Origin of the sequence: Streptomyces sp. 549 (genome assembly GCF_030124175.1) — a bacterium.
Lineage (GTDB): Bacteria > Actinomycetota > Actinomycetes > Streptomycetales > Streptomycetaceae > Streptomyces.
In genome coordinates this window covers 152,818-175,511 of sequence record NZ_JASKMT010000008.1, presented here as the reverse complement: position 1 = coordinate 175,511, position 22,694 = coordinate 152,818, and the positions used below count along the sequence as shown (strand labels likewise).

The 22,694-nt window shown below is 73.7% G+C and carries 19 protein-coding genes and 1 riboswitch; of the genes, 13 read left to right on the top strand and 6 right to left on the bottom strand.

Going from position 1 to position 22,694, the window contains the following annotated elements:
- Nucleotides 1-59: 59 nt before the first annotated feature.
- A complete protein-coding gene (locus tag QNO07_RS12585) occupies nt 60-725 on the bottom strand; it encodes a class II aldolase/adducin family protein (protein WP_283991915.1) in 666 nt (221 codons plus the stop codon).
- Nucleotides 726-952: 227 nt separating this feature from the next.
- Here QNO07_RS12585 and QNO07_RS12580 point away from each other — a divergent pair, with 227 nt between their 5' ends.
- From QNO07_RS12580 to cobC, 9 genes are all read left to right on the top strand, one after another.
- On the top strand, nt 953-2,272 hold the full coding sequence (locus tag QNO07_RS12580; protein ID WP_283991914.1) for an inorganic phosphate transporter: 1,320 nt from the start codon (nt 953-955) through the stop codon (nt 2,270-2,272).
- 18 nt (nt 2,273-2,290) lie between these two features.
- Nucleotides 2,291-2,503, top strand: coding sequence for a hypothetical protein (locus tag QNO07_RS12575; RefSeq protein WP_283991913.1), 213 nt, complete (start codon nt 2,291-2,293; stop codon nt 2,501-2,503).
- 142 nt (nt 2,504-2,645) lie between these two features.
- A riboswitch (cobalamin riboswitch) is annotated at nt 2,646-2,770 on the top strand.
- Between the two features lie 221 nt (nt 2,771-2,991).
- Complete coding sequence (locus tag QNO07_RS12570; protein WP_283991912.1) at nt 2,992-3,942, top strand: cobalamin biosynthesis protein; 951 nt, start codon at nt 2,992-2,994, stop codon at nt 3,940-3,942.
- On the top strand, nt 3,929-5,503 hold the full coding sequence (locus QNO07_RS12565) for a cobyric acid synthase (protein WP_283991911.1): 1,575 nt from the start codon (nt 3,929-3,931) through the stop codon (nt 5,501-5,503). The genes QNO07_RS12570 and QNO07_RS12565 overlap by 14 nt, the downstream gene beginning before the upstream one ends.
- A gap of 91 nt (nt 5,504-5,594) precedes the next feature.
- Complete coding sequence (locus QNO07_RS12560) at nt 5,595-7,712, top strand: putative cobaltochelatase (protein WP_283991910.1); 2,118 nt, start codon at nt 5,595-5,597, stop codon at nt 7,710-7,712.
- Entirely contained in the window at nt 7,712-8,308 is a 597-nt protein-coding gene (gene cobO / locus QNO07_RS12555) for a cob(I)yrinic acid a,c-diamide adenosyltransferase (RefSeq protein ID WP_283991909.1), read from the top strand. The genes QNO07_RS12560 and cobO overlap by 1 nt, the downstream gene beginning before the upstream one ends.
- Nucleotides 8,302-9,705, top strand: a complete 1,404-nt coding sequence (locus QNO07_RS12550; protein ID WP_283991908.1) for a cobyrinic acid a,c-diamide synthase CobB — start codon at nt 8,302-8,304, stop codon at nt 9,703-9,705. Before cobO ends, QNO07_RS12550 begins: the two co-directional genes overlap by 7 nt.
- A gap of 59 nt (nt 9,706-9,764) precedes the next feature.
- Nucleotides 9,765-10,172 carry a cobalamin biosynthesis protein gene (locus QNO07_RS12545; protein ID WP_283991907.1) on the top strand — a complete coding sequence of 136 codons (408 nt, stop codon included), beginning with the start codon at nt 9,765-9,767 and terminating at the stop codon, nt 10,170-10,172.
- Nucleotides 10,173-10,201: 29 nt separating this feature from the next.
- Nucleotides 10,202-11,281, top strand: a complete 1,080-nt coding sequence (gene cobC / locus QNO07_RS12540) for an Rv2231c family histidinol phosphate aminotransferase CobC (RefSeq protein ID WP_283991984.1) — start codon at nt 10,202-10,204, stop codon at nt 11,279-11,281.
- Nucleotides 11,282-11,374: 93 nt separating this feature from the next.
- Here cobC and QNO07_RS12535 read toward each other — a convergent pair whose 3' ends face one another.
- A complete protein-coding gene (locus QNO07_RS12535) occupies nt 11,375-12,325 on the bottom strand; it encodes an SCO1860 family LAETG-anchored protein (RefSeq protein WP_283991906.1) in 951 nt (316 codons plus the stop codon).
- Between the two features lie 173 nt (nt 12,326-12,498).
- Nucleotides 12,499-13,590 (bottom strand): amidohydrolase family protein, encoded by a 1,092-nt coding sequence (locus tag QNO07_RS12530; RefSeq protein WP_283991905.1) that lies wholly within the window; start codon nt 13,588-13,590, stop codon nt 12,499-12,501.
- 523 nt (nt 13,591-14,113) lie between these two features.
- On the opposite strand from QNO07_RS12530, the gene ectA reads away from it, so the two are divergent.
- The 4 genes from ectA (at nt 14,114) to thpD (ending at nt 17,476) form a co-directional block, all read left to right on the top strand.
- Complete coding sequence (gene ectA, locus QNO07_RS12525) at nt 14,114-14,638, top strand: diaminobutyrate acetyltransferase (protein ID WP_283991903.1); 525 nt, start codon at nt 14,114-14,116, stop codon at nt 14,636-14,638.
- A gap of 65 nt (nt 14,639-14,703) precedes the next feature.
- On the top strand, nt 14,704-15,972 hold the full coding sequence (ectB, locus tag QNO07_RS12520) for a diaminobutyrate--2-oxoglutarate transaminase (RefSeq protein ID WP_283991901.1): 1,269 nt from the start codon (nt 14,704-14,706) through the stop codon (nt 15,970-15,972).
- Between the two features lie 134 nt (nt 15,973-16,106).
- On the top strand, nt 16,107-16,511 hold the full coding sequence (locus tag QNO07_RS12515; RefSeq protein WP_283991900.1) for an ectoine synthase: 405 nt from the start codon (nt 16,107-16,109) through the stop codon (nt 16,509-16,511).
- 65 nt (nt 16,512-16,576) lie between these two features.
- Nucleotides 16,577-17,476, top strand: coding sequence for an ectoine hydroxylase (gene thpD / locus QNO07_RS12510; RefSeq protein WP_283991899.1), 900 nt, complete (start codon nt 16,577-16,579; stop codon nt 17,474-17,476).
- Between the two features lie 98 nt (nt 17,477-17,574).
- Here the strand turns inward: thpD and QNO07_RS12505 are convergent, their stop codons facing one another.
- From QNO07_RS12505 to QNO07_RS12495, 3 genes are all read right to left on the bottom strand, one after another.
- Nucleotides 17,575-18,636, bottom strand: a complete 1,062-nt coding sequence (locus QNO07_RS12505) for an aminotransferase class V-fold PLP-dependent enzyme (RefSeq protein WP_283991897.1) — start codon at nt 18,634-18,636, stop codon at nt 17,575-17,577.
- Nucleotides 18,637-18,776: 140 nt separating this feature from the next.
- A complete protein-coding gene (locus QNO07_RS12500) occupies nt 18,777-20,702 on the bottom strand; it encodes a PhoX family protein (protein WP_283991896.1) in 1,926 nt (641 codons plus the stop codon).
- Between the two features lie 453 nt (nt 20,703-21,155).
- Nucleotides 21,156-22,586, bottom strand: coding sequence for an NCS2 family permease (locus tag QNO07_RS12495; RefSeq protein ID WP_283991894.1), 1,431 nt, complete (start codon nt 22,584-22,586; stop codon nt 21,156-21,158).
- Nucleotides 22,587-22,694 lie beyond the last annotated feature (108 nt).

Here is a 22,694-nt window from a genome sequence, read left to right as displayed (position 1 = left end):
CCTGGCCGCGGCGGCAACCGGCCAGTGGGCGACCGCCCGCCGGGCGGCTTCCGCGCCGGTCAGCCGTCGGGCGGCTGGCCGTAGTGGCGCATCCGGACGGCGGTGCGCTCCACCTCGCCGGGCGGCAGCAGCGCTGGCGTGCGGCCGGGCACCGAGGACGCGGCCAGCCACACCCGGCACAGCCACTCCAGTTGGGCGGTCCTGTCCAGGGCCTGGGCGAGGTCGGCGCCATGGGTGAGGGTGCCGTGGTTGCGCAGCAGGCAGCCGCTGCGGTCGCGCAGCGCGGCGAGCGCGTGCGCGGCGAGTTCGTGACTGCCGTAGGGGGCGTAGGGAGCGACGCGGACCGGGCCGCCGAGCGCACCGGCGATGTAGTGCACGGCCGGGACCTCGTCGACGAGGGTGGAGACGGCGGTGGCGTGCACGGCGTGCGTGTGCACGACGGCCGCCGCGTCGGTGTGCCGGTACACCGCCAGGTGCAGGGGCAGTTCACTCGTGGGGGTGAGGTCGCCGGCGATCTGGCGGCCGTCGAGTGTGACCGCGCACAGGTCGTCACCACCCAGCTCCGCGTAGGGGACTCCCGTGGGGGTGACGAGCACGGTGTCCTGGCCGACGCGCAGGGACACGTTGCCCGAGGTGCCCACGACGAGCCCGTCGGCGACTGTTCGCCGGGCCGTCCGCACTACGCTCGACCAGGCGTCCTGCCAGTCCTGACCGTGTGGCCGCACCCGCCCCACCTCCTGGGCGGGAACTCTAGCGGCGCAGCGTGACGCACATCTCCCCGGCCCGTCCCGGGCCTTGGGGCGCGGCAGTGACCGGCCTGGGCGGCGCCGGGTCACCGGCCGTCACGGGCCCCCGGGAGAGACACCGCGACGCCCTCCCCAGTTCACTTTCCGTTCACTCACCGTCCCTACGTTCGCCGGGCCTCTAGCCGCCGAATCTGATTGCCGGGTGAATGGAACACATCTCGCTTCTCATCGGGATCGTGATCGTCACGGCCTTGGTGTTCGACTTCACCAACGGGTTCCACGACACGGCCAACGCCATGGCCACCACCATCTCCACCGGGGCCATGAAGCCCAAGGCGGCGGTGGCGATGTCCGCCGTGCTGAACCTCGTCGGCGCGTTCCTCTCGGTGGAGGTGGCCTCCACCATCTCCAAGGGGATCATCGACGAGACCGCCGGCATCCGGCCCGAAGTGATCTTCGCGGGTCTGGTCGGCGCGATCCTGTGGAACCTCCTCACCTGGCTGGCGGGCCTGCCGTCCAGCTCGTCGATGGCCCTCTTCGGCGGCCTGATGGGCGCCACCATCGCCTCCGTCGGCGTCGGCGCGGTCCACCTGGACGCGGTGTTCACCAAGGTCCTCATCCCGGCGTTCATCGCCCCGGTCGTGGCCGGCCTCGCCGCGATGCTCGCCACCCGGCTCACCTACCGCGCGGCGCGCAGGGCGGACCACGAGCGCAGCGCCAAGGGCTACCGGGCGGGTCAGATCACCTCGGCCGCGCTGGTCTCCCTCGCACACGGCACCAACGACGCGCAGAAGACCATGGGTGTGATGACCCTCGCCCTGATCTCCGGTGGTGTGCTCGGCGCGGACGCCGACCCGCCGATGTGGGTGATCGCCTCCGCCGGCATCGCCATCGCGCTGGGCACCTACCTCGGCGGCTGGCGCATCATCCGCACCATGGGCCGCGGCCTCACCGACATCCAGCCGCCGCAGGGCTTCGCCGCGCAGACCAGCTCGGCCGTGACCATCCTTGCCTCGTCGCACCTGGGCTTCGCGCTGTCCACCACACAGGTCTGCTCGGGTTCGGTGATGGGCTCCGGCCTCGGCCGCAAGGGCGGCGTGGTGCGCTGGAGCACGGCGAACCGGATGTTCGCCGCCTGGGGCCTGACGCTGCCGGCAGCCGGTGTCGTCGCGGCGCTCGCCGCGCTCCTGGCCGAGCAGGGCGACTGGGGCGTCACCGCGGTCGGTGTGCTGGCGGTCGTCGCGTGCGCGGCGATCTGGATCGCCTCCCGCCGCGAGGTCGTCGACCACACCAACGTCAACGAGACGGAGCCGGTCGGCGACGCGCAGCCCGGCCCGGTCACCGACGCCGTGCAGGCCGTCGCACCGCCGCCGGTCGTGGTGCCGGCCGTGCCCACCCAGGCCGACGCGCAGCAGGCCGACGCGCAGCAGACCGGAACGCCCGACGGTGACGCCGCGCACGCCCCCGGTGGTGCGGACGCCCCGCCGGAGCAGACCGCCCGGCCCGCCGCCACGACCGCCCCGTAACCGGAAGGAACAGGCACGATGAACATCGACTGGGCCGCACTCGGCCAGGTCTTCGGCGTGAGCCTGGTGGCCACCCTGGCGCTCGTCGGGGTCTTCACCCTCGGCATCGTCGGCTCCTCGGCGCGCGGCGCGGACGGCAACCCGACCGTGCTGGGCAGGGTCGGCGCCTTCGTCAGCTACGGCATCTGCGCGCTGGCGGTCGCCTACGGCATCTGGATCATCGCGGCCTGACCGGGCCGCCGCGAGGGGGCACGGAGCGCGTTCTCCGTGCCCCCTCGGTGTGCCCGCTCACACTCCAGCCCCGCAGGTCAAGCGGGAGTTGACGGCTTCTGCCGGGCGTGGTGGACTGCCGGTTGCCATACGGCGGCAGGAGAGGAAGCCGGTGCGAATCCGGCGCGGTCCCGCCACTGTCACCGGGGAGCGCTCCCCCACCGTGCGTCACGGCCCGTCAGCGGGCTGGAAGGCCGGGGGACGTGCGGATCCGGGAGCCAGGAGACTCTCACCGCCGGTCACGTCGAGCCAGGGCGCGGACCCTGAGTGAGGACACACCGCCATGCCCGGCACCGCCCTGCCGTCCCCGCATCCGACCGCCGGGGCGTTCCCCCATCCGCCCGTCGCGTCGTTCCCGCATCCACGCGCCCGGCGGCCCGCCGGCCCGGGGGTGGCCGGAGCACCACGGCCGCCCGCCTTCCGGAGCGTGGCGGCGGGCTGACGACGCCATGGGCTTCTCCCCCGCCGGGGCCTTCCTCGGCTACCTCTTCGACCTGATCGCCGGTGACCCCCGCCGCGGCCACCCCGTCGCCGCCTTCGGCCGGGCCGCCGCCGCCGCGGAACGTGTGCTGTGGCGCGACGACCGGGCAGCCGGAGCCGTGCACACCGCGGTGTGCGCCGGCGGCGCCGCGCTGGGCGCCGCCGCGCTGAGCCGTACCGCGGCCCGGCGGCGGCCGGGCGGCGCTGACGTGGCCCTCACCGCCGCCACCACCTGGACCGTGCTGGGCGGCACGTCCCTGGCCCGCGAGGCCCGCCTGATCGGTGCCGCGCTGGAGGCGGGCGACGTCGAGGCGGCCCGCCGCCGCCTGCCGCACCTGTGCGGCCGTGACCCGCAGTCCCTGGACGCCGACGGCATCGCCCGGGCCGTGGTGGAGTCCGTCGCCGAGAACACCTCCGACGCGGTGGTCGGCGCCCTGGTCTGGGCGGCACTCGGCGGCGTGCCCGGCATGGCCGCGTTCCGCGCGGTGAACACGCTGGACGCGATGGTCGGTCACAAGTCGGCGCGGCACCGCCGGTTCGGCTGGTCCGCCGCGCGGCTGGACGACGTGCTGGGCTGGCCCGGGGCCCGGCTGACGGCGCTGCTCGCGGTGCTCGCCGGACCGGACCCGCGCACCGCCGCCCGAGTGTGGCAGCAGGACGCGCACCGCCATCCCAGCCCCAACGCCGGCCCGGTCGAGGCGGCGTTCGCCGGAGCGCTCGGCGTACGGCTGGGCGGCACGCTGTCCTACCGGGGCCGCGTCGAGCACCGTCCCGTGCTGCACGCCGACGGCCGGACGGCGACGCCGGCCGACATCGAGGCAGCGGTCCGACTGTCCCGCAAGGTGGGCGCGCTGGCGCTGACCGTCGCCCTGGCCGCCGGCGCGGCCCGCAGCGCCGGGAGGCGGCATGGCATCCGCTGAGCACATCGGCACGGGCACCCCTGACGGGACCGGCCCCGGCGGTGGGCGGCCGCTCGGCGGCGGACTGCTGGTCGCCGGAACCACCTCCGACGCGGGCAAGAGCGTCGTCACCGCGGGCATCTGCCGGTGGCTGGCCCGGCAGGGTGTGAAGGTGGCGCCCTTCAAGGCGCAGAACATGTCGCTCAACTCCTTCGTCACCCGGCAGGGCGCCGAGATCGGCCGGGCGCAGGCCATGCAGGCGGCAGCCGCAAGGGTGGAGCCGTCCGCGCTGATGAACCCGGTGCTGCTGAAGCCCGGCGGCGACCGCACCAGCCAGGTGGTGGTGCTGGGCAGGCCCGTCGGCGAGCTGAGCGCCCGCGGCTACCACGGGGGCCGGCGCGAGCAGCTGCTCGGCACGGTGACCGACTGCCTGGCCGAGCTGCGCCGCAGTCACGACGCGGTGATCTGCGAGGGCGCGGGCAGCCCCGCCGAGATCAACCTCCGCCGGGGCGACATCGTCAACATGGGCCTGGCCAGGGCGGCGAACCTGCCGGTGGTCGTCGTCGGCGACATCGACCGCGGCGGCGTGTTCGCTTCCTTCTTCGGCACCACCGCGCTGCTGTCCGCCGAGGACCAGCAGCTGGTCAGCGGATACCTGATCAACAAGTTCCGCGGCGACGTCGGCCTGCTGGAGCCGGGCCTCGACATGCTGCGGCAGGTCACCGGGCGGCCCACGGTCGGTGTGCTGCCGTTCCGGCACGGGCTGGGCATCGACGAGGAGGACGGCCTGCGGGTCTCGCTGCGCGGCACCGTGCGCGAGTCCAGCACCGCGCCGCCGCACGGCCGGGACGTGCTGCGGGTCGGCGTGCTGGCCGTGCCGCTCATGTCGAACTTCACCGACGTGGACGCGCTGGCCGCCGAGCCCGGCGTGGTGGTGCGCTTCTGCGACCGCCCGGAGGAGATGGCCGACGCCGACCTGGTCGTCGTGCCGGGCACCCGCGGCACGGTCGGCGCGCTGCGCTGGCTGCACGAGCGGGGGCTGGCCACCGCGCTGCGCCGACGCGCCGCGGAGGGGCGTCCGGTGCTGGGCGTCTGCGGCGGCTTCCAGGTGCTCGGGGAGCGCATCGAGGACGACGTGGAGTCCCGGGCCGGAGTCGTCGACGGGCTGGGCCTGCTGCCGGTGCGGGTTCGGTTCGCGGTGGAGAAGACCCTCGCCCGGCCGGTCGGCGAGGCGCTGGGAGCCCGGGTGGAGGGCTACGAGATCCACCACGGGGTCGCCGAGGTCACCGGCGGTGAGCCGTTCCTGGACGGCTGCCGCTCGGGAGCGGTGTGGGGCACCCACTGGCACGGCTCGTTGGAGAGCGACGACTTCCGCCGCGCGCTGCTGCGGGAGGTCGCCTCGATCAGCGGACGCGCGTTCGTGCCCGCGCCGGGCACCTGCTTCGCCGCGCTCCGCGAGGAGCAGCTCGACCGGCTCGGGGACCTGGTCGAGGAGCACGCCGACACCGACGCCCTGTGGCGGCTCGTCGAGAAGGGCGCGCCCGCCGGGCTGCCGTTCCTGGCACCCGGGGCGCCGGCATGACCCCTCGCATCTCCCGCCGGGCCGCCCGGTCGTCCCGTCCCGCAGCGTCCGTGCCGTCCGGCCGGGCCACCGATGAAGGAGTGATCACCTCATGAGCACCCCGTACCCGTTCACCGCGATCGTCGGAATGGACGACCTGCGGCTGGGTCTGCTGCTCAACGCGGTCAGCCCGGCCATCGGCGGGGTGCTCGTCCGCGGCGAGAAGGGCACCGCGAAGAGCACCGCGGTGCGGGCGCTGGCCGCGCTGCTCCCGCGAGTCGCGGTGGTGCCCGGCTGCCGCTTCGCCTGCGACCCCGCGGCGCCCGACCCGGGTTGCCCGGACGGTCCGCACGCGGCGGCGGACGCCGCGCACCGGCCGACGCGCATGGTGGAGCTGCCGGTCGGCGCGTCCGAGGACCGACTGGTGGGCGCGCTCGACATCGAGCGGGCCCTGTCGGAGGGCGTCAAGGCGTTCGAGCCCGGCCTGCTGGCCGAGGCGCACCGCGGTGTGCTCTACGTCGACGAGGTCAACCTGCTGCACGACCACCTGGTGGACCTGCTGCTGGACGCCGCCGCGATGGGCGCCTCCTACGTGGAGCGGGAGGGCGTGTCGGTACGGCACGCCTCGCGGTTCCTGCTGGTGGGCACCATGAACCCGGAGGAGGGCGAGCTGCGTCCGCAGCTGCTTGACCGCTTCGGCCTGACGGTGGAGGTCGCCGCGTCCCGGGAGACCGACGAGCGGGTGGAGGTCGTGCGCCGCCGCCTCGCGCACGACGACGACCCGGCCGCGTTCACCGCCCGCTGGATGGAGCAGGAGCGGGCGCTGCGGGAGGCGATCGCGGCCGCGCGCGAGCTGCTGCCGAAGGTGGTGCTGGGCGACACCGCGCTGCGGCAGATCGCGGCCACCTGCGCCGCGTTCGAGGTGGACGGCATGCGCGCGGACATCGTGATGGCCCGCACCGCCACCGCGCTGGCGGCCTGGGCGGGCCGCTCGGACGTGCGCGCCGAGGACGTCCGGCAGGCGGCTCTGCTGGCGCTGCCGCACCGCAGGCGCCGCAACCCCTTCGACGCGCCCGGCCTCGACGAGGACAAGCTGGACGAGACGCTGGAGCAGCACCGCGGCGACGACGACCCGGACCCCGACGGCCCCGACGGCGGTGGGCGGCCCCCGCAGGACGGTGACGGTGGCCCGGAAGGGCCGGAGGGCCCGCAGGACGGCGTGACGTCCGAGGAGCAGGCACCGGCCGACGGCACCACCTCCCAGCCGCCCGAGCCGCCCGAGCCGCCCGAGCCGGTCGAGTCACCGGCGCCCGACGGGTCCGAGGCGCCGGACGGGCCCCGGCAGGAGGGGGACGGGCCGCAGCAGGAGCCGGGCGGCACCGGCGGCGGACGCCCGGGAGACGGGCAGCCCGCCGCGGCGGGTGAGCCGTTCCGTACCCGCAACCTGTCCGTGCCCGGTCTGGGCGAGGGTTCCGCGGGCCGGCGCTCCCGGGCGCGCACCGCGCACGGCCGCACGACCGGCTCCCGCCGCCCCCGCGGCAGCCTCACCCGCCTGCACCTGGCGGCGACCGTGCAGGCCGCCGCGCCGCACCAGCACGGCCGGGGCCGGTCGGGGCCGGGACTGGTGGTGCGGCGGGACGACCTGCGGGAGTCGGTGCGCGAGGGCCGGGAGAGCAACCTGGTGCTGTTCGTGGTGGACGCCTCCGGTTCCATGGCGGCCCGGCAGCGCATGGGAGCGGTGAAGGGCGCGGTGCTGTCGCTGCTGCTCGACGCCTACCAGCGGCGGGACAAGGTGGGGTTGGTGACGTTCCGGGGCTCGGACGCGGAGCTGGTGCTGCCGCCGACCTCGTCGGTGGACGCGGCGGCGGCCCGGATGGAGTCGCTGCCGACGGGCGGCCGGACCCCGCTGGCCGGCGGCTTGCTGCGGGCCCGCGAGGTGCTGCGGATCGAGCGGATGCGCGACCCGTCCCGGCGTCCGCTGCTGGTCGCCGTGACGGACGGTCGGGCGACGGGCGGGCCGGAGCCGCTGGAGCGCGCCCGGCGGGCGGCGCGGCTGCTAGCGGCCGAGGGCACCGCCTCGGTGGTTGTCGACTGCGAGTCGGGCCATGTGCGGCTAGGACTTGCGGGTGTGCTCGCCCGCGAGCTGGGCGGGCTCGCGGTGACGCTGGAGGAACTTCGTGCGGACACCATGTCCGCGCTGGTCAAGGACGTGACGAAGGGAGCCGCCTGATGCCCAAGGGACAGCCGAGCGTGGTGCCGGAGGATGGTCTGACCACCCGGCAGCGCCGCAACCGGCCACTGCTGATGGTGCACACCGGTACCGGCAAGGGGAAGTCGACGGCCGCGTTCGGACTGGCGCTGCGGGCCTGGAACCAGGGCTGGCCGGTCGGGGTGTTCCAGTTCGTGAAGTCGGCGAAGTGGAAGGTCGGCGAGGAGCGCGCACTGCGGGTGCTCGGTGACTCCGGCGAGGGCGGGACGGTCGCGTGGCACAAGATGGGCGAGGGCTGGTCCTGGGTCCAGCGCGACATCTCCTCCAGTGAGGACGCCGCCCGTGAGGGCTGGGAGCAGGTCAAGCGCGACCTGGCCGCCGAGACGTACCGGCTCTACGTGCTCGACGAGTTCGCCTACCCGATGCACTGGGGCTGGGTGGACCCGGAGGAGGTCGTCGCGGTTCTGCGGGACCGCCCCGGGCAGCAGCACGTCGTGGTCACCGGCCGCAACGCGCCGCAGCCGCTGCTGGACGCGGCCGACCTGGTGACCGAGATGGGCAAGGTGAAGCACCCGATGGACGCCGGCCAGAAGGGCCAGCGGGGCATCGAATGGTGAGCGTCCCCCGGCTGGTCGTCGCGGCTCCCTCCTCTGGCAGCGGCAAGACCACCGTGGCCACCGGGCTGCTGGCGGCGTTCGCCGCGTCGGGGATGACCGTCTCGCCCCACAAGGTGGGGCCCGACTACATCGACCCCGGCTACCACTCGCTGGCCGCCGGGCGCAGGGGGCGCAACCTCGACGCCTACCTGTGCGGCCCCGAGCTGGTCGCGCCGCTGTTCCTGCACGGTGCGGCGGGCGCGGACCTCGCGGTGGTCGAGGGGGTGATGGGTCTGTACGACGGGGCCGCCGGGCAGGGCGAGCTGGGCTCGACCGCGCAGGTGGCGAAGCTGCTGCGGGCACCGGTGGTGCTGGTGGTCGACGCCTCCTCGCAGTCCCGTTCGGTCGCGGCGCTGGTGCACGGCTTCGCGTCCTGGGACCCGGGCGTGCGGCTGGCCGGGGTGATCCTCAACAAGGTGGGGTCCGACCGGCACGAGCTGCTGCTGCGGGAGGCCCTCGACGCGTCGGGCGTGCCGGTGCTGGGAGTGCTGCGGCGCGACCGGCAGGTGCGCACGCCCTCCCGCCACCTGGGGCTGGTGCCGGCCGCCGAGCGGCACGGCGAGGCCGTCGACGCGGTCGCGGCCCTGGCCGCGCAGGTCCGGGCCGGGGTGGACCTGCCGGCGCTGCTGGAGGTGGCGCGGTCCGCGCCGCCGCTGCCGGAGCAGCCGTGGGACCCCGAGGAAGCGCTGCGTGCCGCGGCCTCCCCGGTTCCGGCCGCCACCGGGGCCGGGGAGCCCGCGGCGGCGGGCGGCGCGCAGGCCGGGCGGCGGCCGGTGGTGGCGGTGGCCGGCGGGCCGGCGTTCACCTTCTCCTACGCCGAGCACGCCGAGCTGCTGGCCGCGGCGGGCGCGGACGTGGTGCCCTTCGACCCGCTGCGCGACGAGCAGCTCCCGGACGGCACCCGGGGTGTGGTCGTCGGCGGCGGCTTTCCCGAGGTGTACGCGGCGGAGCTGTCCGCCAACGAGCCGCTGCGCCGGGCGGTCGCCGCGTTCACCGGACCGGTCGCCGCCGAGTGCGCGGGACTGCTCTATCTGGCGCGGGAACTCGACGGCAAGCCGATGTGCGGACTCCTCGACGCCTCCGCCCGCATGACGGACAAGCTCACCCTGGGCTACCGGGAGGCGGTGGCGCTGTCCGACAGCCCGCTGGCGGCGGCCGGCACCAGGGTGCGCGGCCACGAGTTCCACCGGACCGCCACCGACCCCGGGGCCGGGGACCGCCCCGCGTGGGGCCTGGTGCGCCCCGAACGCCGCACGGAGGGCTTCACCACCGACCGGGTGCACGCGTCCTACCTGCACGTGCACTGGGCGGCGGAGCCGTCGCTGGCCGCCCGCTTCGTGCACGGCTGCCGTTCGTGACCGGGGGACGGGCCTCGGCGCCGGGAGTGCTGGCGGTCGGGGTCGGGGGCTGTCGGGACGTGCCGGCCGAGGAGGTCGTCACCCTGCTGCGTGAGGTGCTGGCGGCGCACGGACTGGACCCGGCCGCGGTCGCCGAGCTGGCCACCGTGGACGTCAAGGCCGCCGAGCCCGGCCTGCTGGCCGCCGCCGCCTGGCTGGGCGTGCCGCTGCGGGCCCATCCGGCGGCGGTGCTGGCGGCGGTGCCGGTCGCCGAACCGTCCAGCCGCTCGCTGCGCTCGGTCGGTACGCCGAGCGTCGCCGAGGCGGCGGCGCTGTGCAGCGCGGGCCCCGGGGCGCGGCTGCTGGTGGGCAAGGTGAAGTCGGCCCCGGTGGGACGGCTGCCGGGAGCCACCTGCGCGGTGGCCTACCGGCCCGGGCCGGCGGCGCACCCGTCGGCGCCGGCTCAGGACCACGAGGAGAAGCGGTGACCGCCACCCCCGCCACCGGCCGCAGCGCCGTGCCCCAGCCCGACCGCCCCGGCCCGATCGGGGACGAGCCGGACCTCCGCCACCACGGCGACGCCGAGCTGCGCGACGCGGGTGCCGGGCTGACCGACCTGGCGGTGAACGTCCGGACCGGCACTCCCCCCGACTGGCTGCGGGAGCGGATCGCCGAGGCCCTGGGCGGGCTGGCCGCCTACCCGGACGGGCGGGGGGCCCGCAGGGCGGTCGCCGGCCACCACGGCATGCCCGAGGAGTCGGTGCTGCTGACGGCGGGCGCGGCCGAGGCGTTCGTCCTGCTGGCCCGCGCGCTGGGCGGCAGCCGGCCGGTGGTGGTGCATCCGCAGTTCACCGAGCCGGAGGCGGCCCTGCGTGACGCCGGACTCGCGGTGCGGCGGGTGCTGCTGGACGCCGCGGACGGGTTCCGGCTCGATCCGGACGCGGTGCCGCCCGAGGCGGACGTCGTGGTGGTCGGCAACCCCACCAACCCGACCTCGGTACTGCACCCGGCGGAGGCACTGGCCCGCCTGGCCCGGCCGGGGCGGACGCTGGTGGTCGACGAGGCGTTCATGGACGCGGTGCCCGGCGAGAGCGAGTCGCTGGTCCCCCGGATCGGGACGCTGCCCGGCCGTACGGTGGTGCTGCGCAGCCTCACCAAGACGTGGGGACTGGCCGGTCTGCGGATCGGCTATGTGCTGTCCGATCCGCAGACCGTCGCCGGGCTGGCCCGGCAGCAGCCGCTGTGGCCGGTGTCCTCCCCCGCGCTGGCCGCGGCCGAGGCGTGCTGCACCGAGCGGGCGGCGGCCGAGGCCGCCGAGGCCGCCGCCCGTTTCACCGCCGACCGGGCCCACCTACTGGCCCGGCTGTCCGGTTTTGCCGAGCTGACCGCGGCCACGCCCGATCCGCGCGGTCCGTTCCTGCTGGTCCGGCACCCGGACGCGGCGGCGCTGCGGGAGCGGCTGCGCACCGCGGGCTTCGCGGTGCGGCGCGGTGACACCTTTCCCGGCCTGGGGCCGGAGTGGTTCCGGCTGGCCGTGCGCGACCGGGCCACCACGGACCGCTTCGCCGCCGCACTGACCGCCGCCGGGGTCCGCTGACCGGCGTCCGCTGACCGCCGCGGACCCGAGAACGGTCCAGGCGGCGAGGCTGACCGGCCGCGCCCGTGAGCGGGCAGCGGCCGGTCGCTGCCGTCAGCTGCGGCGTCGCCGGGCGAGCACCAGGCCGCCACCGGCGCCGAGCAGCAGGGCCGCACCGCCGACGAGGTACGGCGTGCGGGAGTCGCCGCCGGTCGCCGCCAGGTTGGGTCCGTTCGGCTCCTCCTTCTCCACCCGCACCGCGGGCTCCTCGTCGGCCTCCTCGCCGGCCTTCTCCTCCGGCTTCTCCTCGGGCTGCTCGGTGGGCACCGTCTGGGTGGTGACCTCCTTGGCCGCCTTCGGCGTGCGGCAGCTGACCTCGGCGAGCGTGACGCTGCCCTCGACCTCGGCCACGTTCAGATCGAGCGGGTTGACGGCCACGTCGAGTGAGAGGGCTGCGGCAGCGGCGGTGCGGCTGGTGGTCTCGGTCCTGGAGAGCTCCAGCGTGACCTTGCCGATCTTGGGCACTTCCACGACCGTCGGTCCGCCCGCGGTGAGCTTGACCTTCTTGCCCAGGACGGAGACCGACCCCAGCACGTTGGACTCGGCGGTCGGCTGCGCTCCGGCCGCGCAGACCGCCTTGGAGGTGACCTTCTCGACCTCGATGACGGACAGCAGCGGTAGGCCGGGCACGTGGACCCGGGCCCGGGCGAGCACCACCTCGGCCTCGGCCTTCTTGTCCTGGACGTCGGCCCGCGCGGTGGCGACGTCGGCGCGCAGCACGCTGAACGGCTTGCCGCGGTTCACCCCGTCCAGTTCGGCGGTGAGCGCGGTGTTCTCCGCGCTGCCGCCGCTTTGACCGGGGGCGGAGACCTCGTTGAGCGTGACGGAGAGCGGCACGTCGACGGTCTTGTTGAGCAGTCCCACGTCCAGGCCGGTGCGCAGCACGGACGCCCTGGCCTCGCCGGGGTCGGCGTCCCCGGTGGCGTGGGCGGGGACACCGGCGACCCCGACGAGGGCGGCGGCGGCGAGCAGGCTGAGAGCGGGACGGCGAACGGTCGAATACACGGTGAGAAACCCCCACATAAGGCATGGCGTCACCGGCACGGCCATGGGGGACATCGCTCGTACCGGTGACGGAGACCACGCCATCGTTGACGCACGGAGCGTGGTCTGCCAGCTACGTCACGTGGGTTCACTCGTACGGGGGGTTTCCGCACGAGTACTCGAATCCGCAGTCGCTACTGCACGACGCGCCCCCGCAGCACCACGTGCCGAGGCGCGGCCAGCACCCGGACGTCGGCGCGCGGGTCCGCCTCGTAGACCACCAGGTCCGCAGGGGCGCCCTCCTCCAGGCCGGGACGGCCCAGCCAGGTACGGGCCCGCCAGGTGGTGGCGGACAGCGCCTCCAGCGGGGGGAGGCCCGCGCGGACGAGTTCGGCGACCTCCTCCGCGACCAGGCCGTGCGGCAGCGACCCGCCCGCGTCGGTGCCGACGAAGACGGGGATGCCGGCGTCGTACGCCGCGCGCACGGTCTCGTAGCGGCGGGCGTGCAGCGCGCGCATGTGGGCCGACCAGCGGGGGAACTTGCCCTCACCCCCGGCGGCGAGCTGCGGGAAGGTCGCGATGTTGACCAGGGTGGGCACGATCGCCACCCCGCGCTCGGCGAACAGCGGGATGGTGTCCTCGGTGAGGCCGGTGGCGTGTTCGACGCAGTCGATGCCCGCCTCCACCAGGTCGCGCAGCGACTCCTCGGCGAAGCAGTGCGCGGTGACCCGGGCGCCCTCCTCGTGGGCGGCGGCGATGGCCGCCTCCAGCGCGCCGCGCGGCCAGCACGCGGTCAGGTCCCCGTGCTCGCGGTCGATCCAGTCCCCGACCAGCTTCACCCAGCCGTCACCCCGGCGGGCCTCCCGCCGTACGTAGGCGGGCAGGTCGCCGGGCTCGATCTCGTGCGCGTAGTTGCGGATGTAGCGGCGGGTCCGCGCGAGGTGGCGGCCGGCCCGGATGATCTTCGGCAGGTCCTCCCGGTCGTCGACCCAGCGGGTGTCGGCCGCGGAACCGGCGTCGCGGATGAGCAGCGTTCCGGCGTCGCGGTCGGTGAGCGCCTGCTTCTCGGTGGTCGGTTCGTCGACCGCGCCGTGCGCGTCCAGCCCGACGTGGCAGTGGGCGTCCACCAGCCCGGGCAGCACCCAGCCCTCCAGCACGGTGGCGCCCAGGGCCGCCGGGGGCCGCTCGAAGGTGACGCGGCCGTCGACCGCCCACAGCTCGTCCCGGACGTCGTCGGGCCCCACCAGGACCCGCCCCTTGATGTGCAGCACCGCGCTCTGGCTCATGCCCGCACTGTACGAGCCGGACTGCGGGCGACGGCAGGGGGACGGGCCGCTACGGGCGGTGAGGAGGGAAGGGGGCCGCCGCCGTGGGGCGGTTTCTCCCGCGCCGGGCCGGTAAACCGGGAGAGCGGAGGATGAGAGCCAGCTCACATTCCACCGGGGGTATAGTGGGCGCGGAATCTGCCACATGAATTCGCGTGCAGAAGCCCACATTCTTCTGCCCCGTTTTCCGGACTTCAAACATCCTTCTTTTCAAGGGTGAGCGACGACTCTTAATTCGGACAGGTTCCGGCAACGTTACGCAGCTGTGATCGACCCAACAGCGGGTGCGGTTCGTCCGGTATTTTCCCCATATGGCGTCCCGTTCTGAGCGCGTCCGCATCGGCGGGCGAGTGCGCGCGATAACATATCGACGCCGCTGGCGTAACCCCTCACCGCGATGCATTTTCAGATTCTGCTGGGTAAATTTGATGCCATGACCCCCGCACAAGCAGACCATGCACGTGCCCCTCGCACATTCCTGGAAATGCCGGAAGGACTGAAGCTCGACGCCCCACGCCTGGAGGACGGATCCGCAATGTGGCGGATAGCCCGTGACTCCCGGGTGCTCGATCTCAACTCCTCCTACAGCTACCTGCTGTGGTGCCGGGACTTCTCCGCCACCTCCGTGGTGGCGCGCGACGGCGACGGCGGGCCGGTCGGCTTCATCACCGGCTACCTGCGCCCCGAGCAGCCCGGGACCCTGCTCGTCTGGCAGGTCGCGGTGGACCACTCCCAGCGGGGCCGGGGCCTCGCCGGGGCCATGCTGGACGGGCTCTTCGCACGGGTCGCGGAGCAGTCCGGTGCCGACCGCGTCGAGACGACCGTCACCCCTGACAACGCCCCCTCCAACCGACTGTTCACCTCCTTCGCCGAGCGGCACGGCGCCGCTGCGGAGCGCGAGGTGCTGTTCGACGGCGAGGTGTTCCCGGAGAGCGGACACGAGCCGGAGGTGCTGTACCGAATCGGCCCCCTGACGCCGGAGCCGGCGCCGGGCGCCGCACAGCGCTGACCCCGCCGCTCCGCTACAGGTCCGCCCCCAGACTTCCCCACACTTCAACTCTTCAGGAGTTCCCTGTGACCATCACGCAGCCCGACCTGAGCGTTTTCGAGACCCTTGAGTCCGAGGTCCGCGGTTACTGCCGCGCCTGGCCGACGATCTTCGACCGTGCGCAGGGCAGCTACATGCACGACGAGGACGGCCACACCTACCTGGACTTCTTCGCCGGCGCCGGCTCGCTGAACTACGGCCACAACAACCCCGTGCTCAAACGCGCCCTCATCGACTACCTGGAGCGGGACGGCGTCACGCACGGCCTGGACATGTCCACCGTCGCCAAGCGCGCCTTCCTGGAGACCTTCCAGAACCTGGTGCTGCGCCCCCGCGACCTGCCGTACAAGGTCATGTTCCCCGGCCCGACCGGGACGAACGCCGTCGAGGCGGCGCTGAAGCTGGCGCGCAAGGTCAAGGGCCGCGAGTCGATCGTGTCCTTCACCAACGCCTTCCACGGCATGTCGCTGGGATCGCTGGCCGTCACCGGAAACGCCTTCAAGCGCGCCGGAGCCGGCATCCCGCTGGTACACGGCACCCCGATGCCCTTCGACGACTACCTGGGCGGCGTCACCGACGACTTCATCTGGTTCGAGCGGCTGCTGGAGGACTCCGGCTCCGGTCTCAACAAGCCGGCCGCGGTCATCGTGGAGACCGTGCAGGGCGAGGGCGGCATCAACGTCGCCCGGGTCGAGTGGCTGCGCGCCCTGGCCGACCTCTGCGAGCGGCACGACATGCTGCTGATCGTCGACGACATCCAGATGGGCTGCGGTCGCACCGGTGCCTTCTTCTCGTTCGAGGAGGCCGGCGTCACCCCGGACATCGTGACGGTGTCGAAGTCCATCAGCGGCTACGGCCTGCCGATGTCGCTGTGCCTGTTCAAGCCCGAGCTGGACATCTGGGAGCCCGGAGAGCACAACGGCACCTTCCGCGGCAACAACCCGGCCTTCGTCACCGCCACGGCGGCGCTGGAGACCTACTGGGCCGACAACCAGATGGAGAAGCAGACCCTTCTCCGCGGCGAGCAGGTCGAGGCCACGCTCAAGGCCATCGCCGAGGAGCACCCCGAGGCCGTGGTCGAGTACCGCGGACGCGGACTCGTGTGGGGCCTGGAACTGCATGACAAGCCGCTGGCCGGGAAGGTGGCCAAGCGTGCCTTCGAGCTGGGACTCCTCATCGAGACCTCCGGCCCGGAGAGCGAGGTCGTCAAGCTGCTCCCGGCACTGACGATCAGCCCGGAGGAGCTGGACGAGGGGCTCCGCATCCTGGCCCGCGCGGTCCGCGAGACCGTCTGACCCGAGCCGCCACGGCCCGCCCCTCACCACCAGGGGGGCGGGCCGCCCCCTTTACCGCAGAGCGCGGGACGCGGGCACGGCACGCCCGCCCGCGTCGTGACGAGAAGACCACGAAAAGAAAGGCAGCACACGCTGTGATCGTGCGATCCCTCCAGGAAATCGAGGACACCGACCGCGACATCAGGTCCGCGTCCGGGACGTGGCGCAGCAAGCGCCTCATCCTGGCGAAGGAGAGGGTCGGGTTCTCCTTCCACGAGACCGTGCTCTACGCGGGTACCGAGACGTCGATGTGGTACGCGAACCATGTGGAAGCCGTACTCTGCGTAGAGGGTGAGGCAGAGCTCACCAACGACGAGACCGGCGAGAAGCACTGGATCTCGCCCGGCACGATGTACCTGCTCGACGGGCACGAGAAGCACACGCTGCGCCCGAAGACCGACTTCCGCGTGGTGTGCGTCTTCAACCCGCCGGTCACCGGCCGGGAGGACCACGACGAGAACGGCGTCTACCCGCTGCTCACCGAGGACGACGCGAGCTGACGAGCGGCCCGCTTCGTCCGGTCTCACGAAGGACAGACCGTACGAGAGGAGAGGAAGGCAAGCCCATGACCACCGCACCGATGCGAACCGCCGACCTGTACCCGACACGCGGCGCCACCGAGGTCGCCGTCCCGCGGCAGGACCCGGTGGTCTGGTCCGAGCCGGGAACTGCGGGGCCGCTGGACGGCTCCGAGCTGGACGGCTTCGAGCGTGACGGGTTCCTCGCCATGGAGCAGCTCATCACCCCGGAAGAGGTACTGCTCTACCGCGGTGAGCTGGAGAAGCTGACGACCGACCCGGTGATCCGGGAGGACGAGCGCTCGATCGTGGAGCCGAAGTCGCAGGAGATCCGGACCGTCTTCGAGGTCCACAAGATCAGCGAGATCTTCGCCGGCCTGGTCCGCGACCCGCGCCTGGTCGACCGTGCCCGGCAGATCCTCGGCTCGGACGTCTACGTCCACCAGTCGCGGATCAACGTCAAGCCCGGGTTCGGTGCCAGCGGCTTCTACTGGCACTCCGACTTCGAGACGTGGCACGCCGAGGACGGCCTGCCGAACATGCGGACCGTGTCGGTGTCGATCGCTCTCACCGAGAACTTCACCACCAACGGCGGCCTGATGATCATGCCTGGGTCGCACCGCACCTTCCTCGGCTGCGCGGGGGCAACGCCGGAGGACAACTACAAGAAGTCGCTGCAGATGCAGGACGCGGGCATCCCCTCCGACGAGGCGCTGACCGACTTCGCCTCGGAGCACGGGATCAAGCTGTTCACCGGCCCCGCAGGATCGGCCACCTGGTTCGACTGCAACTGCATGCACGGGTCGGGCGACAACATCACGCCGTACCCGAGGAGCAACGTCTTCATCGTGTTCAACAGCGTGGAGAACCCCGCCGTGGAGCCGTTCGCGGCTCCCGTCCCGCGTCCGGAGTTCCTGGGCGCCCGGGACTTCACCCCGGTGAGGTGACCGCCCGTCCGGGAGCGGCCGCGACCGCTCCCGGACCACCGCGCACGGCGACGGGCGCCCCCGCACACAGCAGGGGCGCCCGTCGCCGTGCGGCCCGGTCAGCGGGCCGGGGTCACGCCGGCGAGTGCGTCGAGCAGACGGTCCACGTCCTCGGCGGTGTTGTAGAGGTGGAAGGCCGCGCGCAGGCTGCCGGCCCGGACCGCGACCCGCACCCCGGCCTTCTCCACCTGCTCGGCCGCCTCACCCAGACCCGGCACGGCGGCCACCGCCGAGTCGCCGGGGACCGGGCGCAGCCCCAGCTCCAGCGCTCCCGAGCGGAAGCGGGCCGCCAGCGCGCGGTCGTGCGCGCCGACGCGCTCCTGGCCCAGTTCCTCGATCAGCGACAGCGAGGCCGCCGCTCCCACGTACGGCAGGAACGCCGGGGCCTCGTCGAAGCGCCGCGCGGAGCGCGCCAGTTCGGTCACCGGCCCGTAGCAGCTGTCCCACGGGTGCTCGCCCGCGATCCAGCCGGCGTGCAGCGGGCGCAGGTCGCCGCCGTCCTCCGGCACGGTGAGGAACGACGTACCGCGCGGGCAGAGCAGCCACTTGTAGGCGCCGCACACCGTGTAGTCGAACAGGTTGTGGTCCAGCGGCAGCCAGCCGGTGGACTGGGTGGTGTCGACGAGGGTGCGGGCACCGTGCGCGCGGGCGGCGGCGGCCACCGCTTCGAGGTCGGCCACCCGCCCGTCAGCCGACTGCACGGCGCTGACCGCGACGAGGGCGGTGTCCGGACGGACCGACTCGGCCAGTTCCGCCAGCGGCGCGATGCGCACCACAAGGTCGCCGCGCATCGTGAAGGGGTTGATGACGGAGCTGAAGTCCCCCTCCGCCACCAGGACCTCCGCTCCCGGCGGCAGGGAGCCGGCGATCAGGGAGGCGTGCACGGCGACGGTGGAGCCGGTGGCGACCTGCTCGGGGGGCAACCCGGCCAGGCGGCCGAAGGCGGCACGGGCGCGCTCCACGTCCTCGAACCAGCGGAGCTGGTCCATGCTGCCGTCGGCGGTCTGCTCGACCACGGCGCGCAGCGCGGCGGTGGTGCGTGCCGGGTGCAGGCCGTGCGAGGCGGTGTTGAGGTAGGTGGTCCGCGGGGCGAACTCGGCTGCTGCCAGTGACTGCTGCATGCTCCCACTGTCGTGTCCTGGTGCTGCCGTGTCCATTGCCGCCCTCCTTGCGCGGAGGCCAAGCGCTGCTTATCCGCCCTGCTCGGAGCGGTTGCCGGGCGCTTCGAGCAGGGCCGAACACGAGGGGCGGGCGCGGCCGGTCAGCCGCCGACGCGTCCGCCGTCGGTGCGGCGGATCACGAGGGTCGCGGACCGCGGCCGGCCCTGCGGGTCGAAGTCGGGCCAGTTGCTGACCGCCCGCGGGTTCTGCGCGGTCGCCTCGCCCCAGGCCGGCGTGGTCTCCCCCGGGTGCTGGACGTTGACGAACATGGTCCGCTGGTCGGGTGTGGTGACGACGCCGGTGATCTCGCAGCCGCGCGGGCCGACGAGGAAGCGGCGGATCTCACCGGTCGCGGGGTCGGCGGCGAGCATGGCGTTGTTGCCGATCCGGTCGTACCCCTTCTCCGGCAGGTTCTGCGAGGAGTTGGAGACGTCGGTCTGGATCCACAGGCGCCCCTGCGGGTCGAACCACAGCCCGTCGGGTGAGCCGAAGAGGTTGTCGCCCAGCTCGACGCGGTCGTCGCGCTCGGGGTCGCCGGCCAGGACGAAGATGTTCCAGCGGAAGGTGGTGGCGGTGTTGTCGCCGTGCTTCTCCCGCCAGCGGATGATGTGCCCGTACGGGTTCGGTGTGCGGGGGTTGGCCTCGCCCGGGTGGCCGCTGCCGTTGGTGAGGGTGCAGTAGACGTCGTTGTTGCGGGGGTTGACGGCCGTCCACTCCGGGCGGTCCATGCGGGTCGCGCCGACCGCGTCGGCGGCCTCCCGGGTGCGCAGCAGCACGTCGGCCTGGTCCCGCCAGCCGTTGGCCGAGGTCAGCGGTCCGCGGCCGAACTCCAGCGGCAGCCAGGTGCCGGACCCGTCGTCGTCGAAGCGGGCGACGTAGAGCGTGCCGTGGTCGAGCGGGCTGCGGCCCAGTGCCCGGTGCATCCGCCAGGGGCCGGACCCGACGAACTTGTAGACGTACTCGCCGTCCTGGTCGTCGCCCATGTAGGCGACGATCCGGCCGCGGGAGACGGTGATGGTGCAGCCCTCGTGCTTGACGCGGCCGAGCGCGGTGCGCTTGACGGGGGTGGCGCGGGCGTTCATCGGGTCGATCTCGACGACCCAGCCGAAGCGGTTCACCTCGTTCGGGTTCACGGCGATGTCGAACCGGGGGTCGGCCCGGTGCCAGCGGTAGCCGAAGCCTTCCTTGCTGACGCCGTAGCGGGCCTGCTGCGGTGAGGGCGCCCAGGACGGGTCGTCGGTGCCGAAGTAGGAGTTCCAGTTCTCCTCGCAGGTCAGGTAGGTACCCCACGGGGTGACGCCGTGCGAGCAGTTGTTGAGGGTGCCGCGGGCGGGCCCGGCGGCGCGCAGCGCGGGGTGCCCGGCGACGGGGCCCGAGAAGGCCACCGGGGTGTCGCCGGTGACCTTGCGGGCCCGGGGCGAGGCGACGACCTGCCAGCGCCCGCCGCGGCGGGCGATCTCCACCGCGCTGACGCCGTGCGCGGCCAGTCCCTTGGCGACCTTCTCCCGGGTCATCTCCGCGTCGCCGTCCCGGTAGAGCAGCGCGGGCTGGACGTACTCGTGGTTGAGGACGAGCATGCCCCGGTCGCTCCGGCCGCCCAGCGGGAAGAAGTGCATGCCGTCGTGGTGCATGCCGATCTGCTGGGCCTGCTCGGCCGCGCTGTTGGAGGCGTCCTTGCGCCAGGCCGGTCCGTCGGGCTGGATCGGCGTGCCCCACGGGATGAGGACCTGCACCTGGTAGCCGTCGGGCACGGTCACGGTGTCGGCGTCACCGGGCGGGACCTGGCGGAAGCCGAGCAGGCCGCGGCCGGGCCGGGACGCGGCGGGTGCCGGCGCCGCCGCCGCGGTGCCCGGCAGCGACGCGGTGCCCAGGGCGAGGAACCCGGCGGCAGCCGCGGTACCGCCGCGCAGCGCGTCCCGGCGGGTCAGCGCCGCGGCGGCCACCTCGCGGAAGGGCCGGTTGGCCGAGGGGTTGGAGCTGACGTCGTCGGGGTCGTGTTCGGGGAAGACGGGACGGTCCTCGGTCATCTTCGGTCCTCACTTCGATGCGGCGCCCGTTCCGGAGTCCGGCGGTCACCCGGGTGAGCAGAATGGTGCGCCCGGTCGCCGGAACGGCGCCGCGACACCCGTGCGGGGCCTGCGGACCGTCGCCAACCGCACGGATGGACGACGTCCGGCCGGCTTGCGGGCCGTTCTCCGACTGCGGTCCGCAAGCCGGGAGTTCCGCTGCTCTTCCGGTTCCGCCCGGCTCTCCCGTCCGGCTCGGCGTGCGACGGGACGCGGCACGGCGTCCCGGTGGGGGGATGGACTGCTTGGGACGGTACGACCGCGCGCACGGGAGGGTCAACAGGGGCGGCAGCGGCGGTCCCGGCGCCGCCGCCGCCCAACCCCGTGGTGCGGGGGGAGGTTTGACGGGCTGGTGGGGCGTCACCTCCCGCCCCGCGGGGGCCTGCGGGCCGGGAGGACGTACGGGGTTGCGGCTCAGCCGACGCCCAGCAGTTGCTGGATCGGGTCGATGGCGAAGTAGACGACGAACAGCGCGGCCGTGCCCCACAGCAGCCAGTGCACCTCGCGGGCCTTGCCCAGCACGGCCTTCAGCAGCACGTAGGCGAGGAAGCCCGCGCCGATGCCGTTGGTGATGGAGTAGGTGAACGGCATCACGGTGATGGTGAGGAAGGCCGGGATCGCGATGCTCAGATCCGTCCAGTCGATGTGCCGCACCTGCGTCATCAGCAGGAAGCCGACCGCCACCAGCGCGGGGGCGGCGGCCTGGCCGGGGACGACGGCGGCCAGCGGCGCGAGGAACAGCGCCACCACGAACAGGCCGCCGGTGACGAGGTTGGCGAAGCCGGTCCTGGCCCCCTCGCCGACGCCGGCCGCCGACTCGATGTAGGAGGTGTTCGACGAGCCGGACGCGGCGCCTCCGGCCACGGTTGCCAGGCCGTCGACGAACAGCAGTCGGCCCAGGCGCGGCACCCGGCCCTGCTCGTCGAGCAGTCCGGCCTCGTTGGTCACCCCGACGGCGGTACCCATGGTGTCGAAGAAGTCCGTCAGGAACAGCGTGAAGACCAGCAGCACCACGGTGATGGCGCTGACCTCGGCGAAGGCGCCGAACAGGCTGAACGCGCCGAGCAGCCCGAAGTCGGGGGCGGCCACGATCTCGCTGGGCAGCCCCGGCACGGTGAGGCCCCAGGAGGCGTCCTCGATGTCGGCGAACTGGTTGATCACGACGGCCAGCACGGTCATCGCGACGATGCTGATCAGGATGGCACCCTTCACTCCCCGGGCGAGCAGCGCCAGCGTCAGCAGCACACCCAGGCAGAACACCAGGACCGGCCAGCCGCTCAGCTCGCCGCCGGCTCCCAGCTGCACGGGCACGGTGGTGCCGGCGGCGTCGGGCATGCGGGTGGCGAACCCGGCGTTGATGATGCCGATGAAGGCGATGAACAGGCCGATGCCGACGCTGATGGCCTGCTTCATCGCCACCGGGATGGCGTGCATCACCGCCTCGCGCAGCCCGGTGGCCGCGAGCAGGCAGATCAGGATGCCCTCCAGCACCACCAGGCCCATCGCGTCGGGCCAGGTCATCAGCGGCGCGATCTGGTACGCCACCATGGCGTTCAGGCCCAGTCCGGCGGCGAGCGCCAGCGGCAGGTTGGCGGTGACGCCCATCAGCATGGTCATCACCGCGGCCACCAGGGCCGTGACGGTGACCAGCTGCGAGTAGGAGAGCTGGTCACCGTTCACGTCGGTGGCGCCGCTGAGGATGATCGGGTTGAGCACCAGGATGTAGGCCATGGTGAAGAACGTGGCGAAGCCGCCACGGGTCTCCCGGCCGAGGGTGGAACCGCGCTCCGAGATCCGGAAGTACCGGTCGAGGGGTTCGAAGCGGGTGGTGGGCGGCGACGACATGGGTCTCCTCGGCGCGTACGCGTGCGGGGTTACGGGTCCGAGGGGGGATTCTGCCTGGTCGGCGGCCGGGTTGGGTTACCGGTGTGTCACGCCTGCCGGGAGCGCCGG

Excerpts from the sequence above, each read along its gene's own strand:
- QNO07_RS12560 (WP_283991910.1), top strand. The coding sequence starts at position 5,595 with ATGAGCACCCCGTACCCGTTCACCGCGATCGTCGGAATGGACGACCTG.
- thpD (WP_283991899.1), top strand. The coding sequence starts at position 16,577 with ATGACCACCGCACCGATGCGAACCGCCGACCTGTACCCGACACGCGGC.
- QNO07_RS12505 (WP_283991897.1), bottom strand. The coding sequence starts at position 18,636 with ATGCAGCAGTCACTGGCAGCAGCCGAGTTCGCCCCGCGGACCACCTAC.
- QNO07_RS12495 (WP_283991894.1), bottom strand. The coding sequence starts at position 22,586 with ATGTCGTCGCCGCCCACCACCCGCTTCGAACCCCTCGACCGGTACTTC.
- QNO07_RS12580 (WP_283991914.1), top strand. The coding sequence starts at position 953 with ATGGAACACATCTCGCTTCTCATCGGGATCGTGATCGTCACGGCCTTG.
- QNO07_RS12530 (WP_283991905.1), bottom strand. The coding sequence starts at position 13,590 with ATGAGCCAGAGCGCGGTGCTGCACATCAAGGGGCGGGTCCTGGTGGGG.
- QNO07_RS12565 (WP_283991911.1), top strand. The coding sequence starts at position 3,929 with ATGGCATCCGCTGAGCACATCGGCACGGGCACCCCTGACGGGACCGGC.
- cobO (WP_283991909.1), top strand. The coding sequence starts at position 7,712 with ATGCCCAAGGGACAGCCGAGCGTGGTGCCGGAGGATGGTCTGACCACC.
- QNO07_RS12500 (WP_283991896.1), bottom strand. The coding sequence starts at position 20,702 with ATGACCGAGGACCGTCCCGTCTTCCCCGAACACGACCCCGACGACGTC.
- ectA (WP_283991903.1), top strand. The coding sequence starts at position 14,114 with ATGCCGGAAGGACTGAAGCTCGACGCCCCACGCCTGGAGGACGGATCC.
- QNO07_RS12550 (WP_283991908.1), top strand. The coding sequence starts at position 8,302 with ATGGTGAGCGTCCCCCGGCTGGTCGTCGCGGCTCCCTCCTCTGGCAGC.
- QNO07_RS12575 (WP_283991913.1), top strand. The coding sequence starts at position 2,291 with ATGAACATCGACTGGGCCGCACTCGGCCAGGTCTTCGGCGTGAGCCTG.
- QNO07_RS12570 (WP_283991912.1), top strand. The coding sequence starts at position 2,992 with ATGGGCTTCTCCCCCGCCGGGGCCTTCCTCGGCTACCTCTTCGACCTG.